This is a genomic window from Pedobacter agri PB92 (assembly GCF_000258495.1).
Lineage (GTDB): Bacteria > Bacteroidota > Bacteroidia > Sphingobacteriales > Sphingobacteriaceae > Pedobacter > Pedobacter agri.
In genome coordinates, this window is the sequence record NZ_AJLG01000115.1 from 1 (window position 1) to 16721 (window position 16721).

The window sequence follows — 16721 nt, forward strand, 5'->3', positions numbered from 1 at the left end:
ACGTACACACTCACGGGTAACGGTGTTTGGCTCCGCACTCAATATTTTTCCATCTCTTACGATAACGCAACCAAATGGGCCGCCATCCAGGGTTTTCAGATTTTTCCGGGATAAGGAAATCGCCTTTTGCATAAATTTCTGATGTGTTTCCATAGCCAATCAACAGATAGAAAAGCAAGAAGTTTCCACAACAATGATTAGGCTTTAAAAGACTTGGGCACATATTTATTTTTCTCAGAAATATACCCTACAATTTTATTTCTCATCTCATCGAGATATTTCGTGTAGCTTACATTCTTTCTTCTGCCTATCGAAATAAACTTCCGGTACGCCACTCCCAGATCAACATTCAGGCTCTGCTCCAGCCAATGCACCACCTCTGCAATCTCCAGCTTCCCATTATTTAGTGAACCAGAAAGAAAAATTCCATAGGCAAGCTCCACCAGCTTAATTTTTTCATCAGTCCACTTCAGCTTTCCTGTTAACAGAAGCGCATCGGGAATAACCGGCTCAGGACGAACGTAAATCAGCCTGATTCTTTCCAGAATATATTCCTGTAATTTCTCCAGTGCCCGGAATTTAGCGAAATTATAATCCTGATTCGTTGAGAAACCGTCATTACAGATCCCGATAACGCCGATTCCCGCCACATCAGGCAGCAGCGAATCCAGGTTACGGCGAAGAAAAAAAGTATCATCCATCATCTCTTCTTCCCTGGAATAATAATCATATAAAAAACTATGTAGCGAATAAAAACGCTTTATAAAGCTGAGCTCGGAAAGATAATAATCCCGGATCATATCATCTGTGCCAACGGGAACCCCTGAAATCAGATTAAAAAGTTCCACTTCATAAATATAAAGCATATAAAACCTGGGCTTCACAAACTTAAAAAACATCACTTCATCCAAATCACTTAAAAATCCAGACCGGACAACATGCGCTTTCAATTCTTTTAACGCGCCTGAAATCGCGGCAAGGCGGCGTGGGTAAAACTCAATGTTACTCCCCAATTCCAGTAATTCACCTTCAAGCCTATCATAAAGTCCATCAACAAATTTAGTATCCATAAATAAAAAATAAAGTATGTTAAAGAATCGGCCACTTGTTATGATGATCAATCCACCCTACAGGTATGATTATCAAATAAATAAGTTCTTATTTGTATATCTGTGTAGCAAAATATGCGGCCAGGTATTACCACTTCAGTCCTTTACTAACATCACCAGACAATCCGGTTCTGGCAATTGCAATCTTGCCCGAGCTGATATCTGCAACCAGCTTCTCATTATAATTCTTGAATCCCGCATAAATCCAGGAGTTGTCCCTGCTGATATCCAGATCGGCTATAAATGCGCTGGTCGCCGCCCTCCCCGCCCGGTCATGATCGAAGTACAGTTCAATATTATCATACTTAATAGCCCTGGCTTTTGCAGTCTGCAGCATAGCGAGAGAATTAAGTACCAGAATAGATGCAGGATCCTTCGGATGCTCTACCCTCCAGCTTAAAAAATCGAAATATTCTTCGAATACGCAGAGCCTTTTCGCTGAGCCCTGCAGAAAGCTTACACCTTTATGGCCCAGGCAACCCCTGAAGTTTTTATTCCTTACCTCCCATCCCCCGTTTTCGTTAGGCCAGCCAGGGGCAAAATATCGCCGGAGCTTTTTTCGATCATCCAAAGCAGCATAATAAACCTCATACAGATGGCCCTTCGCTACCGAGCAAATTCCCCTCCTGGCTAGATACCCGTTTATGGCGGCATTACTCCCCGGTTCATCCATCCGTTCGATTTTATAACGCTGGAACCGGACCGGTCTCTCCGTTTTAGCCTCACCGGAAGCCCTGTATTCTGGGGAATCAATGTCGACCTGGGCATACTCCACAATCTTATGCAACACTTCTTGGGGACCAGAGGGATACCAGTAGGCCAACGCAAAATCAATCACACTTCCGCTCCTGATTCCTGAAACGCCTGCCCCACCGTAGTCAAACCAGACACCAAGTTTTTCGTGAACACACAGCGAAGCTGTATATTCCTCCCTAAGCATACTCAGGAAAAAATGTTCGCCATTAGATACTTTCTGTGGAGAATAACCCAGATTCCGTAGAAAATCAAGTAGGGATACCTTTTCCTTGATCTCCTTAACATTTAAAAAACCAGACATAGTATTTAATTTAATCATCCAAAAATCTGAGTAGAAAAAATTAACTTTTCAATATATACACCAACGACCAATTAACAAGGGCCAATGAGGCGCAACAATCCAGCAAGTCACATATTGCTGTGAGATAAACATTTCGAAAAATTATGCCTGCACTAAACTTATCACATCCGCTGTTTTGGAACTTGCCAAATACTTAGTAATGATCATCCACCAACTGTTGCCCTATGCAAAAGAAACATAAATTCATTGTGATACAAGCCAGAGCGTGTGGCTGAAATGTTTTGAATGATTTTGACCACATTTGATTCAAGTCAGGGTTAAATGATGAGCACTTTACTTTGATCTTAGCGCGGGAAATCTAAGTTCAACAAAAAGATTTTTGCCCCTATGTTCATATCTCAAATGTCCTTTTTCTTTAAATCGCCCTTTGAGGTATGCATCAAGACTGGCGAATTCAGTTTTTAATTCGTCACAGAGAAAATGAACTTTTAGGTTTTCAAAAATAATAGCCAGCATTTGATCAGTTTCCTTTAATGAAAGCGTCGGCACTTGCTTTTCACCTGTAAATTCGCAGTTTTTAAGAAGGGTGATAAATAATGGCATAAGAAGCGATTTTGGAATGATGTAGTCTATACTTGGCCGACTTATTTTTAAGTAAATGGGTTGACTCGCAATTATATTTTTGAGTTCAAGTCTGATACTTAACTGATCTAATTCATCTGATAAGCGCAGCATTGTTGCAGAGGATTTTGTTGAAGTAGTGTAACGTAGAACGTCAACAAATTGATTGATCACTTGCCGACCAATTTGATCTTTTTTGATTAGTCGGCTACTGATAAAACTCATCATACTAAAAAAGAAGTGATAGTCAATGTGATCGTTTAACATTGTGCCTTTATGCCGGTCCAGTAACCTCTGGGTGATTTGATCCTCGAGCATTTTATTGTATTGCGACTGAATAAACAACAGCTTGTTTTGCTTTTCTTTTTCAAACCTTAATAAGTTATATATCCCGATGGCTGGAAAGGCGAAAGCAGCCGAACGATAAAAATATCCGGTAATACTTTGCATGCTAAATAGTTGCTGACCAATTTCACGACCAGTTCCTAGCATTAATAGCATATCTACCACCAGTTTCATTGCGACGAATATCGATGCAACAAGTAATATCAGCGCTGCTGAAATGGCAATACTTTTAGGATTTGACCAAGACAGTCTAGGGAAAGTTATCTTATAAAGCACATAAAACAGCACAATATTCACTGTGAAGTGTGCGAGGGAACTCATGATTTGGGGCATCACACCTACATAGCCCCAAGCGAGTAAATATTCAAAAATAAAATATCCAGCCCATAATGCAATGTGCCATATCACATTATACGCTGGTCTGGGATATTTTTCCATATACGCAATATTGGTATTTCACCCCCCAAAAAAGGGCTTATACAATTAAACAAAGCATTAAATAACGATGAGTCACATGTTTACTGCATGAAACAAAAGATCATCAAAAAGCTTAATGCAAGAACAGTTTTTGTATTTAAACAAAGGGGTAACATGAATGTAAAGACAACTGACCCTACGACAGTATTTACCACCCTGCTCACCCATGTTCAGCAGGACTTTAAATAATCAACCGATCTTGCCCAATAGGCGATCTGAGAGATAGGCATGGAAAATTTCTGCATAATCGGCGCCGATGGACATCTTCTTTTTCATCGGCCCCATGATTACCTTTCCCGCGCTGAGGGTGACAATGTGCTTTAAGTTAATAATGCAACTCCTGCTAATCCGCATAAATCTGCTATCCTGCTGGAGATATTGTTCGATAGCGTTTAGCGTCACATGCATTTCATGTACTTTTTCTTCCGTATATATTTTGGTATAGTTTGTACCCGTTAGTGGTTCAAACATCACAATATCCGCCCTGCGGACCCGCGCTGAGATTCCTTTGATCTCTGTAGGTATAAAAAGGTCATCATCGATCTCGCTATTCGATTGCAGGGGCTGAGCTGACCTGGAAATCACTTTAGAAATACATTCCACAAAAGCCAGCTTACTGACCGGCTTTAATAAATAATCATCCGGACTCGCCGAGAAAGATTTCAGGGCATATTGCTCGAATGCTGTGATAAAGACCAGATGCCTGGTATTTGCTCGTATAAGTTTCGCGAGATTTATTCCGTCCAGTTCCGGCATCTCAACATCCATAAAAACGATATCAATGTTGTCGTTTTTTTTAATGCCAGCAAGCGCTTTAAGAGAAGAAGAGTAAGTCTTCAATAAGATTAAATCCGGATGGGCACGTATTAATTTTTGTATTACTGACAACTCATGAGTTTGATCATCGACAGCAACACATTTAAGTTTTGTGGTCATCATGAACAATGGTTTTCAGCAAAATTAGCAATTACAGGAATATTTTCGCCTATTTTATCACACAAAACTCAAGATCTTTGGTCATTTAAAAAAATTTCATCCTTAAATATTCTGTTTCCATCACAATAATGTGTCTTTATACCACTTTTATCTTTTGCTAAAAAAAAATGCGTTAAAATTCAGCAACTGAGGCAAACTCACTTGAACATATTTTTATCCATTGTATTTGAATTCTTCAAAATCCGGAAGTCTATAATACCATTTACCGGAGATTTTGGCGGACTGAATGGTTTTAGACCTTCTAAGCCTGAATAGTGTGGCTGTACTAATATTTAGTAGACGTTTGATATCCGCACTATCGTACCAATTGGTTATCAGGTTTTTCCGATAGATATCAAATGAATTAAGTTTCAGAAGGATATGCTGCTGGACTCTCATCAGCTCATCAATTCTTTTAATGATGTCTTCATTCATAGGAAAATGCATTAGGTGAGAATAGATAAAATCACATGGGTTAAAATAGTTTGCCGATGAATAAATAAAAAGTTGATTACCTAAATTATTGCGAAAATGAGTTTTGAAATTTTTAAAGATTATCTAACCAGCCATGTTCCGTTAGAGGAAAATCTGCTGGCTGAACTACAACTCCGGACAAAAGAATTTACAGTCAGTAGAGGCAATTTCCTGCTTTTACCAGGAGAGGTAAACAGATATACCTATTTTATCGTCTCCGGGTTCTTCAGGAGTTTTACACATAAAGAAGGCTTTGACAGGACGCTGGGCTTTTTTGGTCTCGGAGAATTATGCTGTCTAACAACCAGTTACCTCAAACAACAAAAAAGTAAAGAGGGCATTCTATGCGAACAAGAGGGAACAATTTACAGGGTGAGCTATTATGACTGGAGAGCATTGGAAGATATATCGCCAGAATTTTTACGACTAACCAAAAAAATATTAACAGATGAACTACTTAAACTCATTAATTATAATGAATTAATCAGAACCTCATCTACCACAGAACAATATTTATCGCTAAAGAACCATCATCCAAATATTTCCATGCTGGTCAGCCAGAAAAGTATTGCCTCTTATTTGGGTATTTCAGAATCCACAATGAGCGGGATTATCAAATCATTACTTTTTAGTTCAAAGAAATAAGCAGGCTGTTTCTTTAAATTTTGAACTGCTGTTTTCCCTAGCAGCAGCAAACTTTGTATAGACAATCAGTTCATATATGTCTATAGTTACAAAAACAGCACGCCTGGAAAGGCTGCTCTCACTCATTCGGCGAGGGATGGTCAGTACTTCGGTTAAAACCGGAGCACTGATGGCCTGCAGTGACCGCACTATAAAATCTGATATTGCTCGGTTACGAAAAAGTGGATTTGATATTCGTTACAATCGGGGTATGAGAAAATACAATCTCATTGAAGACTAATCAAATTATGGCAATACCAGCGTGATGACTTCCATTGCTGTGGGAAATAACAGAAATAAAAATGGCGAGGTCCCCGAGACCGAGCCTGCAGATGATTCATAAAGCCCGAGGTGCTGGAAAGAGAAAGCGGGGGATCTGGTAAAGGGAACGTTGAGACAACGATAAAGTGCAAAACAACAGGAAGGGCAGTTCAAGGCTTGCACCGCTTTTTTAAAAGAAAAATAAATCAGGTTAAAGAAATGAAAATTTTAAACAAAGCAAAGATGACACAGGTGGCAAGGATCATTTTCATCAGGGCCACTGCCTATGTGGTAGTGCTGCTTATCGTATTTATTGTTTGTTTTATCATTGTGCTGATCCGGATTGGACTCCATCTGTGCAAACTAGCTTTGACTTATTCCAATACCGAAAAGAGGGTTATCCATAAATTCATTCACAACCGTAAGCATAGCCTATTCACGGTTATCCCGGATGATGCCGGCAACATTATCCGGGAAATGGGAACCATGGTCATTATGTTATGAAATAGTTTCCGGCGAGGTCCGCCAAAGGACAACCTTAAATAAATAAAAAACAAAAGTTTTTGGAACACTTTTTTGATGCTATAAAAAGTCAAAACATATGAACAGATTGTTCAATTTTAGAAACATTGCTGTAGCAGCAATACTTTCAGTTGCAGGTGTGATTGGCTTAAGTGCCTTTACTCAACCTGAAAACCTAAGAACCGTAAAAGAAAAAAGAGCCAAACAATGGTTCGTATATACAGGAAGCGACATAGCTGGTGAAAGCAATCAGCTGAATTACACCGAATATACCGCTGGTGGAGAGCCTGAGGATTGCGGTGGTGGTGAAATGCGTTGCGCCATCTATGCAGAGCCGGTAACCGTTTCAGGTACCGTAAGACCTGATCTGTCTCAGATTGATGCTTCCCAAACCAAGCACCAACTGCAACCTTAATTTTAAGGGATCAAACCGTTGGCGCCAATCACGCCAGCGGTTTGTTTTTTGCAATAGTTTTCGCGTGGAAATTCATGTAAACTAATCGTATCCATATTCCAAGGTCAGTTCTGGGGAATCCCGCTCAGCTCGATTACACTATTTGGTATTGCCAGCGCATACCTGCGGTCCCCAGGTAGCAATTCAAAAATATTCCCATTCAGATTTCGCTTAAGGGTTTTCCTAAACCGGCTTTCTTTATTAAGCCTTTTCAGATCTGCCCATCTTAAACCTCTAAAAAGCAATTCCTTCCTTCTCTCTGTGAGTATAAGGCCCAGTACATCTGCTGTATTGGTAATAGAGTATGGAACAAATTTACCGGTGGCGTACCTTTTTAAAAGCAGGGCGTTCAAGTCTTCCAATGCCTCTGCACCGGATCCTTTCCTGGCTTTGCTTTCTGCACGTATCAGCAGCATCTCATCTGTTGCAATCCCATTAAAAAGGTTGTTGGCAGCATAATAGCTTCCCTTGAAACCAAATCCTCCGCCCGTAGCTGCCGTGAAAGCCTTGAAGTATAATTTCTTCCGGAGATCATTTTCTGAATAGGAACGGTAAAGCGTACTGTCAATCCGGCCATTGACTGAGTTGGTCTGCGGGATAATGGCAGTGCTGAACACAATTTCAGCATTAAAGCGGGGCAATGGAAAAGCGGAAGTACTATTCAAGACGTTATAATCAATAAGTGTATTTTTCAATTGGAGGCATGAATCCGCATAAAGCCCTGCATTCTCATAATCCTGCATCACCAGGTAGGTCCTGGCCAGTAAACCAAATGCGGCAGGACGCGAAGGACGCATCACATGTTGCGGAGTAACAGGAAGCAGCATTGCAGCCTGTTTCAAATTCGCTATAACCTGGTCATAACATTGCCGGATACTGGATCTTACGGAGACTTCATTAAAATCTGATCCTAACCGCAGCGGAATTCCTAAAGTATTAGTTGCCGAGTTATGATCATAAGGCAATGCCCAAACCTGCAGCGCTTCAAAAAAAGACCTTGAACGATATAAAAGTGCAGCCCCCTTGATCTGATCATATTCACTAGCGTTTGAGGAAATCCTTTCTAGTTTCTCTAAACCCTCCAGCACCACATTAGCCTTGTAGACCGGAATGTAAGTGGAAGCCCATTCTCCGGGCGTTATATTATCGTTGAACACATCCCTTTCCCATATATAAAGATTTTTTCTGGATACTGAGGTAAGGGAATTCCAGACATTATCAGGAAGATAATAGTCATCAGAGCACACTTCAAGAGCGGGCGCAGAAATGTTGTTCATATCATCGGCATAGTCCAAGAGTGCCTGCAGATCGGCTGTCGTTTTAGGGATCTGAATGGATTTTTCCGGTTTTGCATCCAGGTATTTTTTGCAGCTGCCAAATAGAAGCAATATGGCCACAAGGTGAAAAAACGTTAGAATTCTAGCGTAGTTTTCGGTTGGTTTTAATCTTTTTCTCATCGTCTTTATTTTAAAATTTAGCCCTTAATCCAAATGAAAGCATTTTTGGCGGGCTGATATCATAAGGATAGTCAGGGTCGATGCCGTCTTTATTGGCGGCCCAGAGCATTCCAAGATTAGAAGCATTCGCTGTTATGCTAAGATCCCTGACCGGTAGTTTTTTTAACTTTATACCAGGAACACTGTAAGCTATAGATACATATTGAAGCCTCAAATGATCGGCACGCCTTACCAGCGTTTCTGATCCGGCATAGAAAGCATCCCTGTTTGGATCAGCCGGGTATACAAGGGAAGGGATGGTCGTAAAGCGCTCATCACCTTCTTTTTGCCATCGGCTCATATAGTCCGCATGTTGTACCCAGCCCGCAAACAAGGAACTGTATGCTACTGAGTTCTTCCGGAAATAATAGCCGAGTTTATAGGTGATGTTAACGGAGAGTTCAAAATTTTTATAGTTTAGCGTATTTCTGATTGCACCGGACACAACCGGTGTTGATGGGCCATTGTAGACTAGGTCCGCAACCTGGGTACCACTACCTGTTATCGCAGTATAATCAGTACTGATTTTATCCCCAAGGTACCCGAGTGGATTTCCTGTTTGCGGATCAAGGCCGGCTGCTCTATAACTAAAGATAGAATATACCGGATATCCCGCTACCGGGGTAATCAGGTTACCCTGAGGCGTAATGTAATTAGATCCCTGATAAGTGCTCAGGTAATAATTCCGGACCCGGTTCTGGTTGTAGGCGAGTAATAATGTACTTCTCCATTTAATCTTGCTGTCTATATTTAATGTATTCAATGTCAGATCAATCCCCTTACCACTCATGGCTGCGACATTTTTACGCACAGTAGTGACCTTCAGACCAGTTGTGATATCAATTAAAGCATCGCCCAAAAGATCTGTTCCTCTTTTTTGATAGTAATCCAGGCTTCCGGAAATCCTGCCGCCGGAAGTTGCAAAATCGATTCCGATATTGAACATGCCGGTTTTTTCCCATCTTAGATCAGGATTCGCAAATTTGTTGATCACTGCCTGGGTAAATCCGGTGAGCGAATTTGGACTTCCTGTGTAGCTCATCGTCGTAAGGGCAGAGAGCGAATTGTCAACGTTGCCGCTAGTTCCATAAGTGGCTCTGACCTTGAAGTAGGAAAAGGTCGAAAGCGGAAAAAAAGCTTCCCTTGTCAGGTCCCAGGCTGCTCCTGCTGACCAAAAAGGTCTTCCCTTTTGATTCGTTTTTACTGCAAAAATATTGGACTGGTCTTTTCTGATACTTCCGGAGAAACTATACCTGCCTAAATAAGTATATGCCCCACTGGCATAATAGGCTATAGATCGGTTATCTGTCCCATAAAAGGTATTGTTGTTTCCAATAGTCGCCGTCCCGCCGTAAAATAACGGATAACTGTTGACCGGATCGACCAGTCCTGTTGCCACGCCAAGTTCATCGTTATAACCAAAAGTACGATATGAATTACCATTAGTCCGGCTCTGTCCTACCTCAGCACCTATTACTCCGCTGATGCTGTGATCGCTCCATGATTTATCAACATCGATCTGCGTCCTGAGATTCTGAGAGGATAGATCAATTTTATTGAGGTCTAAAATGGAGCCCCTAGGAATGAAGTATTTGGGGGCACCAGTCACCTGATTGAGCTGGGTAAATTGATTAATCATGTTTCTGGTGAAAAAACTTCCTTCCGTATTAAGCGTTTTTCCCTCTGTGATTTGTTTTTCAAACTGATATCTCGCGCCAGCTTTCAGCCATGGCAAAATCCGGTACTCCAGATTAACATTCGTCAGAAAATCCTGTGATTTTCTTGAACTATTGGAGTTTTTATAATCCTCCAGTGGATAATACTTCCAGTCCAACAGTTTTCCACCGCCAGCTGTTGCGACATAACTTTCACGATAGATCTTGGGAATCGCAAGAGAATTACCTTCCCTGTCAGCAAGCATTGCATAAGGGTATAGACCTTGAGATACTCCTGATCTGATCGATGCAGGATCCGGCTTTCCAGATCGGTTTGTGGTTGCGGTATACAATAGATTAGTTCTTAGTGAGAGCCTGTCGCTCAGGTTAAAGGCGTTTTGGGCTTTGATTGATAACCTGTCGTTTGTGGCAGACAGTTGGTTCTTTCCCCTATCGTATCCTGCTGAATAAAAATAAGTGTTTTTTTCACTGCCACCATTAATGCTAAGCGCGTACTGCTGATTGTAACCTGTGGAATATAAGTAGCGGTCGATATCCCCTCTTACATCATTTCTTTTCAGATCTTCAATTTGTCTATCAATGTGGACCTGTTCTTCGGCTGTAGCCGCTGAACGCTTTCTAAGTAATTCCACTACCGGTGATACTACGGAATAATTGCTAATGTTCTCCAGCAGGGACTGATAATAGCCTTTTGAGTATAGAAACTTTTCAAGATCGATATAATCTGAAGACGATATAAAATTTTGAGTTTTGTAAATATCGGGCTTAGATGTTATACTCAAATTGCTGTTCAGTGCGATGGACATTTCCTGATTCTTACGTCCCGCTTTCGAGGTAATCACAATAACGCCATTACCAGCCCTTGCGCCCCAAATAGAGGATGCTGCTGCGTCTTTTAAGACAGTAATGCTCTCGATATCATTTGGATTGATGTTGCTGATTTCGCCTGCGTATGGGAAGTTATCCAATATGATAAGAGGAGATTTCGAGGCATTGATGCTGCTGATTCCCCTTACTGTTAATCCCGGACGCTGGCCATCCCTGTCAAAGGACACTGCCGGAGTCATGCCTTCCAATCTGTTCAACACGTTTGGTCCAAATTGTGCATTCAGCTGTTTGTTGTCAACCAGGTCGAGGGAGCCTGTGACCCGTTCCCTCCTTTTCTGTTCATATCCTGTAGAAATTTCGACCGAGCCAAGATCAAGTGAATCCACTTCGAGGAATATAGGTATTACCGTGCTTTTGTTGAGGTCAAAAGGAATCAATTTTGTCTTGAACCCAACAAAGGATGCTTTCAAATCTCCTATTTCTATAGTGGTTGAGATAGAGAATTTTCCATCGTTATCAGAATTAGTGGATTTTTTACCGATAGTGAGTATGGCTCCGGATATAGGGTTGCGGTCATTGGAAGAAATGACAGTTCCAGACAGCAGTCTTTCTCTTTGCTGTGCTAGCGTTTTAAAAGGACAGCAAAAGTAGGTTAAAATGAATAGCGTAGCCGAAAAACCAACACGTATGCAATGGTTAAATATTAATTCGTTCATTCTTTATTTGGATTAGAGCGTGGAGCAAAGTCATCCTTGAGCGGAAAATCAATTGGATTTCCATTAACGATTTGCTGAATATTTTTGATTGTGGCTCCATTAATGCCTGTTATAGCCCTAACAATCCCTTTACTATCGATAAAGATTTGGTGTGATATACTTTGGTGAGGAAAATGGCTGTTGAGAATGGAGTCGTTAAGTATAAAGGGCAATTTTACTCCCTTGGCGTAATCGCTATTTTTCAGGAATTTGCTTAGAATTTCGTTGGTGTTTTTAGTGACCAGTACCACTTGAACTTTGTCTCTGAACATTTTTCCTATTGAATCGAGTTCAGGCAATGACCTTATGCATGGGCCACACCATGTGCTCCAGAAGTCCAGTATCAAAAGTTGTCCTTTGTATTGTTCAAGACTATGATTAACGATCTTTCCCTCCTTATAAACAGTATGGTTCGAGTTCCACAGGCTCTCTGGAACAGTATCTCCAATGGAAAGCACTTGCTTTTGCGCAATTTGTCCGCTTGAGTCTAATGCCAGGAAGAAAAATAAATTGATAAAAAGAAAAGTTCTGGCAAGATTTTTTAAAATAAATAGCCTGAATTTATACATCACTTGCAACAGCAACAGCATGAGTGTACCTGGACGGTCATTGTTTTTGAGATTTAAATCAAAACAATTTAAGAGTAAAAGGCATGGCATAGCCATCACGGCTATAATTATTGGTTTTTCCATGAGTTTGCTTGGTTAGTTGAAGGAAATTTTAAATTTATTCTTAGAAAACCAAGGCAGGTATCATTAAAGAACCTATTTCTATTTAACCATTTCAGGTTGCCTGCCTTGGTTTTGGTGGGTTATACCGGGTTCTTAGGCTTTAAAGCATAAAGCCTATCGAAAGGATAGTGGTTGCTTAAGCTCATGTTATCTTTAATTGAATTTATATTGTGTACTGAAAATTTAGGCAAAAACCAGCCCTCCCCACATTAAAAACATGCGGATACGGTAAACCGTATTTGTTATTATGAAAAAGATACTTACCTTGGGATTGCGAAAAACCATTGTGCTGCACTTTGCCTAATCAGCAAAAAAGGGCTGGTACCAAGCTGAATTAACCCGGCGGGACTTTGTGTGCTCTCTTCACACAGCCTCCGCTTTTTTGGGCTGTATTATCACTTGGAATTCTGTCACTTATTACGATGGAGAACAGATGACGTTCTTTAATAATAGTTTTAGGGAATAACTACGAATCACCTCCTGGAGGTGAATAATTTTGACGGCGCTTAATCTTTTCGTTTTCATAAACGGTTAATCTTTATGTAAAACGATGTGAACTCAATAAAAGCAGAAGATAACCAAATTGGTGGGAAACCAATAGGGCGAACTTCACTGCTTTTGAAACTGGTACCGTCAAGAACCCACTCAGATAAGATCTGAGCCCTCCAAAAGGCTTACATGAAATTCGCCCTATTGAATAATATATCAAAGATATAAATATCCAATAGAATAGGCGAACTCACGATCAGCTCATGGAGGAAATTTGACGGTTTCGTTTCATGAGAGACATCGTTAAAGCTAGTTTTACCTAACTCTATTTGTCGCTATAATTAACTGATAACAAATATAGTAAAACAATATTAACGCTCCAAATTATCGGAGCAATTTTATGAAATATTTATCAACCATAATATCGCAATTAGACTATGAAATCATTCTCAAGGTAAAGGTATTAAGGGAGAAATGTGAGCTATCTCAAAGAGACTTGAGCGAGAAAATGAATTTAAGTAAAAGTTTTGTAGGAAAAGTTGAAGCCTTAGGACAGCCAGATAAATATAGTATCAGGCACTTAAATCTAATTGCAAAAGCTTTAATGTTAAAATCCGTTGCCCAATTAATTCCGAGGGGTATCCAATCGCATGATATGGTAGAAATAATTTATGAAAAAGTTCCGAAGCTGAATAAAGACGGAAGTGAGAGTAGACAATTTGAAGAAAAAATCATTCAAATAGCTCCAATAACAAAAACCTGAAGTTACATTAATTATTTTGAGTAAATCAGAAGCAAACTTATAAGGCGGAAATTGGTGGTCGATATATTTAGTCTACATTGAAAAAAAACAATAGTCCTCGCAAAAGTTATAAAAATCACCATAAACCAAAATTTGCGTTACATATCAATTTACACAAGTGGCAATAACAAAGCCATTATATTATTCGTTAGCATTGTTTTTTCATATTAATTATGATTGAATCAACTCAAAATTTTTCATGATATAATTTCCTGTATCTACAGAGTCAAACGTCAGTTAACTCCAATTATATATTAGATAAGAAGAACCATTCTTTTGGGCAACTATTAAAGTCATTGGTCAGTGATCAAATCCAAAAAAGCGCTCTAGACGAAACGGAAAACACTTAAATTTATATTTGAGTTCGATTCTCGTCGGGACCACTTCCTTAGATTCAAACCAGAACATTGTCGCGCAAATCGTTGATTTTCAATGCTTTGTTTTGTTTTTTATAACACATTAAGACCCATTTTCGACCATTTTGAATGGTCAATCTGAGTGAGTCGAAAATTGACTATGTTTTGTAAAACACTGTAGGTCAGTGGATTGATTGAAACATCAAAACCGGAATTATTCCGAAATGTTCGGGTGCTGGATTATTTTGTAAGATATTGATTTACAGCTCGTTCGACTGACGAACATCTTGATGACTCACTGGCTCAAATGTACATTTGTTTAATTTTAAATGTATCATTATGAGTTACAACTTTCATCTTTTATTCTATCTGAAAAGACCAAAAAATTTTATCAAGGGCGAGATGATGCCCATCTATTTACGGATTACCGTGAAAGGAAAACATTCGGAATATTCTGTCGGCAGGGAAATTATTCCAAGCTTCTGGTCGGCACTTAAAGGTAAAGGCACTGGCCTGCGCGAGGAGATCCGGGAACTTAATGATTATCTGGACACGCTGGCCTCAAAAGTTCGACGGTTTCATACCACTCTTGTTGAAAAGGAAGATGAGGTGACAGCGGTTATCTTACGGGATCATCTTACCGGAAAGAATACGTCTAACCATAGCCTGCTGAGGGTTTATCAGAAGCACAATGACAATATGGAAAAACTGATCGGTAAGGGATACAGTTATAGTACGTTTCAAACCTATCAAAGCTCCATCAGACACGTTAAACAATTTCTTCAGCTCAAATATGAGGTTCAGGACATCAACTGTATATTTCGGAGAAACTGACCATGTGATTCCGTGGTAAACTGACCACCTGAATTGCTGGCGAACGAGTGCAGCAGATGCTATAGGTACGATGTCAAAAGTAATGATTTAAAAGTAATTTTTACAGATAGGTATTTTCGGGAGCAACGCTTCTTTTTTTACGCATCGATTCGCCCTTGAGTTCTATCCTGTGGGCATCGCGAACAATCCTGTCCAAGATTGCATCGGCGATCGTTTTTTCTCCAATTACCTCATGCCATTTACTTACCGGAAGTTGTGATGTTATAATAAGTGATGTCTTTCCATGCCTATCCTCAATGATCTCCATAAGGGCAGCCCTACTTTGTGAGTCAAATGGCTGTATCCCGAAATCGTCGAGTATCAGAAGCTGTTGCTTTTCAATACGTGAGACCTCTTTTATATACGATCCATCAGCCTTTGCCATCTTTAACTTTGCGAACAGCTTTGGTGTGCTTCCATACAGAACTCTGTAACCAAGCATACACGCCTGATAACCTATTGCTGAGGCAAGATAGCTTTTCCCGATGCCAGTGCTTCCTGTGATAAGCAGATTTTCAAACCTGTCGATGAAGGTGCAGTCGGCCAATCTCATGATCTGATTCCTGTCAATGCTTCTTTCTACATGATAATGCAGATCCTCAATGGATGCCTTATAACGGAACCTGGCGTAAAGAATCTGGCGTTCAATCTTTCGGTTTTGCCTGTCATCCCATTCGGCCTCTATCAGGTGTGCCAACAGTTCATCAGCAGTATACTCTGTGGTCTGCCCGGTTTCAATACTGCTTTTGAAGGCATGGAACATTCCATAGAACTTCAGCCTTCGCATTTTGTCAAGTGTATTCGTATTCATTTCTATATGATTTTAATGGTTACTTTTAGTAGTCGCCTCCGCGAATGTTGTCATGGGCTGGCATTGGCAGTTCATCAGCAAACAGGCTTTCCTCATACTGGTCAAGGTTGCGCTCAAGTATGGTCTGTATGGTTTTATAGCTGTATATCCCAAAGCCAAGTGCACGTCTGCAGGCATTGATCAGCCGCTGGTTCCCGGCTTTCTTCGCAAAGCTTAGTATGCCCACGCACGATTTGTACGCCTGCTCAGGATGCTGTTTCCTGTCGAGTATTTTAAGGATATAAAGCTTGACGTCCTCATCTATACTGGATGCCCATTCCAGAAAACGGTCCGGTGTCCAGTCCGTGACGAACTTATGGGTAGTGGCCATATGGTCTTTATCCGTACTATAACTATAAGGACTTTTCATTCGCTTGTGCATCGCTATGCGCTCATAGTGATAGAAGATCTCCACATTTGACCTGGAGTAGAGTATCTTGACCTTTTTACCGATAAAACGGAACGGGACGCTGTAATAATGCTTATCGGGACCAAGATTGACGCGGCCATTCTTCATCACCGTTGCGTGGTGCTGTTTCTTAAACTCGTATTTCAGCACCGGCAAAGGATTGAGTGCCTCCCGCTCAATCTCCTCGAACTGCAGGCGTCTGCTATAGTTTCTTCCCTTGAGGGGCTGGCTATTGTGTATCTCAAGAGCCTCAAGTATTGCAACATTCAATTCTGCCAGGGAGTGAAAGACATGTTTTCTTAGTGGCGCGTAGATCCGGCTATATGCAATCTTAACAGCTCCTTCAACAAGTGCCTTATCCCTTGGGCGGTATGCCCGTGCAGGCAGAATTGTTGTTCCATAATGGTCAGCGAAATCCGCAAAGGTCTCGTTCAGTGTTGGCTCGTATTTGTTGCTCTTGGTTACCGCCGCCCTGAG

General features: G+C 40.6%; 15 protein-coding genes and 1 pseudogene. 5 read left to right on the forward strand and 11 right to left on the reverse strand.

The window, feature by feature from the left end; all coding sequences use genetic code 11:
* From ON09_RS15995 to ON09_RS16020, 6 genes and pseudogenes are all read right to left on the reverse strand, one after another.
* Positions 1-153: pseudogene (locus ON09_RS15995) on the reverse strand (nucleoside deaminase); the annotation flags it as partial.
* Between the two features lie 44 nt (positions 154-197).
* Positions 198-1070, reverse strand: a complete 873-nt coding sequence (locus tag ON09_RS16000) for an RteC domain-containing protein (RefSeq protein WP_010602071.1) — start codon at positions 1068-1070, stop codon at positions 198-200.
* A gap of 127 nt (positions 1071-1197) precedes the next feature.
* On the reverse strand, positions 1198-2166 hold the full coding sequence (locus ON09_RS16005; protein ID WP_010602072.1) for a toprim domain-containing protein: 969 nt from the start codon (positions 2164-2166) through the stop codon (positions 1198-1200).
* Between the two features lie 333 nt (positions 2167-2499).
* The gene (locus tag ON09_RS16010) at positions 2500-3570 is read right to left on the reverse strand and encodes a histidine kinase (protein ID WP_010602073.1); all 1071 of its coding nucleotides are present in this window, start codon (positions 3568-3570) and stop codon (positions 2500-2502) included.
* A gap of 228 nt (positions 3571-3798) precedes the next feature.
* Positions 3799-4548 (reverse strand): LytR/AlgR family response regulator transcription factor, encoded by a 750-nt coding sequence (locus tag ON09_RS16015; protein ID WP_010602074.1) that lies wholly within the window; start codon positions 4546-4548, stop codon positions 3799-3801.
* Between the two features lie 210 nt (positions 4549-4758).
* Positions 4759-5019, reverse strand: coding sequence for a helix-turn-helix domain-containing protein (locus ON09_RS16020; protein ID WP_157258983.1), 261 nt, complete (start codon positions 5017-5019; stop codon positions 4759-4761).
* Positions 5020-5115: 96 nt separating this feature from the next.
* Between ON09_RS16020 and ON09_RS16025 the strand changes: the two genes are divergently transcribed.
* The 3 genes from ON09_RS16025 (at position 5116) to ON09_RS16040 (ending at position 6940) form a co-directional block, all read left to right on the forward strand.
* Positions 5116-5703 carry a Crp/Fnr family transcriptional regulator gene (locus ON09_RS16025; RefSeq protein WP_010602076.1) on the forward strand — a complete coding sequence of 196 codons (588 nt, stop codon included), beginning with the start codon at positions 5116-5118 and terminating at the stop codon, positions 5701-5703.
* A 390-nt stretch (positions 5704-6093) separates the two neighbouring features.
* Positions 6094-6507: a hypothetical protein gene (locus ON09_RS16035; RefSeq protein ID WP_010602077.1), complete on the forward strand. Its 414-nt coding sequence runs from the start codon at positions 6094-6096 to the stop codon at positions 6505-6507.
* 97 nt (positions 6508-6604) lie between these two features.
* Complete coding sequence (locus ON09_RS16040) at positions 6605-6940, forward strand: hypothetical protein (protein WP_010602078.1); 336 nt, start codon at positions 6605-6607, stop codon at positions 6938-6940.
* Between the two features lie 104 nt (positions 6941-7044).
* On the opposite strand, the gene ON09_RS16045 is transcribed toward ON09_RS16040, so the two are convergent.
* Genes ON09_RS16045 through ON09_RS16055 form a run of 3 tightly spaced genes read right to left on the reverse strand, consistent with a single transcriptional unit; the run spans position 7045 to position 12426 of the window.
* Positions 7045-8436, reverse strand: coding sequence for a RagB/SusD family nutrient uptake outer membrane protein (locus ON09_RS16045; protein WP_010602079.1), 1392 nt, complete (start codon positions 8434-8436; stop codon positions 7045-7047).
* Positions 8437-8446: 10 nt separating this feature from the next.
* Positions 8447-11695, reverse strand: a complete 3249-nt coding sequence (locus ON09_RS16050; protein WP_010602080.1) for a SusC/RagA family TonB-linked outer membrane protein — start codon at positions 11693-11695, stop codon at positions 8447-8449.
* Entirely contained in the window at positions 11692-12426 is a 735-nt protein-coding gene (locus ON09_RS16055; RefSeq protein ID WP_010602081.1) for a TlpA disulfide reductase family protein, read from the reverse strand. Before ON09_RS16055 ends, ON09_RS16050 begins: the two co-directional genes overlap by 4 nt.
* A 928-nt stretch (positions 12427-13354) precedes the next feature.
* Between ON09_RS16055 and ON09_RS16060 the strand changes: the two genes are divergently transcribed.
* A complete protein-coding gene (locus ON09_RS16060) occupies positions 13355-13717 on the forward strand; it encodes a helix-turn-helix domain-containing protein (protein ID WP_010602082.1) in 363 nt (120 codons plus the stop codon).
* A gap of 734 nt (positions 13718-14451) precedes the next feature.
* Positions 14452-14946, forward strand: coding sequence for an Arm DNA-binding domain-containing protein (locus ON09_RS16065; RefSeq protein WP_010602083.1), 495 nt, complete (start codon positions 14452-14454; stop codon positions 14944-14946).
* A gap of 100 nt (positions 14947-15046) precedes the next feature.
* On the opposite strand, the gene istB is transcribed toward ON09_RS16065, so the two are convergent.
* Positions 15047-15796 (reverse strand): IS21-like element helper ATPase IstB, encoded by a 750-nt coding sequence (gene istB, locus ON09_RS16070; protein WP_010602084.1) that lies wholly within the window; start codon positions 15794-15796, stop codon positions 15047-15049.
* Positions 15797-15821: 25 nt separating this feature from the next.
* The coding region (locus tag ON09_RS16075; protein WP_010602085.1) for a Mu transposase domain-containing protein at positions 15822-16721 on the reverse strand (900 nt) is incomplete at its 5' end.

What these genes read in the sequence shown, in the direction of transcription:
- ON09_RS16000 (WP_010602071.1), bottom strand. Translation starts at nt 1,070, where the DNA reads ATGGATACTAAATTTGTTGATGGACTTTATGATAGGCTTGAAGGTGAA.
- ON09_RS16005 (WP_010602072.1), bottom strand. Translation starts at nt 2,166, where the DNA reads ATGTCTGGTTTTTTAAATGTTAAGGAGATCAAGGAAAAGGTATCCCTA.
- ON09_RS16010 (WP_010602073.1), bottom strand. Translation starts at nt 3,570, where the DNA reads ATGGAAAAATATCCCAGACCAGCGTATAATGTGATATGGCACATTGCA.
- ON09_RS16015 (WP_010602074.1), bottom strand. Translation starts at nt 4,548, where the DNA reads ATGATGACCACAAAACTTAAATGTGTTGCTGTCGATGATCAAACTCAT.
- ON09_RS16020 (WP_157258983.1), bottom strand. Translation starts at nt 5,019, where the DNA reads ATGAATGAAGACATCATTAAAAGAATTGATGAGCTGATGAGAGTCCAG.
- ON09_RS16025 (WP_010602076.1), top strand. Translation starts at nt 5,116, where the DNA reads ATGAGTTTTGAAATTTTTAAAGATTATCTAACCAGCCATGTTCCGTTA.
- ON09_RS16040 (WP_010602078.1), top strand. Translation starts at nt 6,605, where the DNA reads ATGAACAGATTGTTCAATTTTAGAAACATTGCTGTAGCAGCAATACTT.
- ON09_RS16045 (WP_010602079.1), bottom strand. Translation starts at nt 8,436, where the DNA reads ATGAGAAAAAGATTAAAACCAACCGAAAACTACGCTAGAATTCTAACG.
- ON09_RS16050 (WP_010602080.1), bottom strand. Translation starts at nt 11,695, where the DNA reads ATGAACGAATTAATATTTAACCATTGCATACGTGTTGGTTTTTCGGCT.
- ON09_RS16055 (WP_010602081.1), bottom strand. Translation starts at nt 12,426, where the DNA reads ATGGAAAAACCAATAATTATAGCCGTGATGGCTATGCCATGCCTTTTA.
- ON09_RS16060 (WP_010602082.1), top strand. Translation starts at nt 13,355, where the DNA reads ATGAAATATTTATCAACCATAATATCGCAATTAGACTATGAAATCATT.
- ON09_RS16065 (WP_010602083.1), top strand. Translation starts at nt 14,452, where the DNA reads ATGAGTTACAACTTTCATCTTTTATTCTATCTGAAAAGACCAAAAAAT.
- istB (WP_010602084.1), bottom strand. Translation starts at nt 15,796, where the DNA reads ATGAATACGAATACACTTGACAAAATGCGAAGGCTGAAGTTCTATGGA.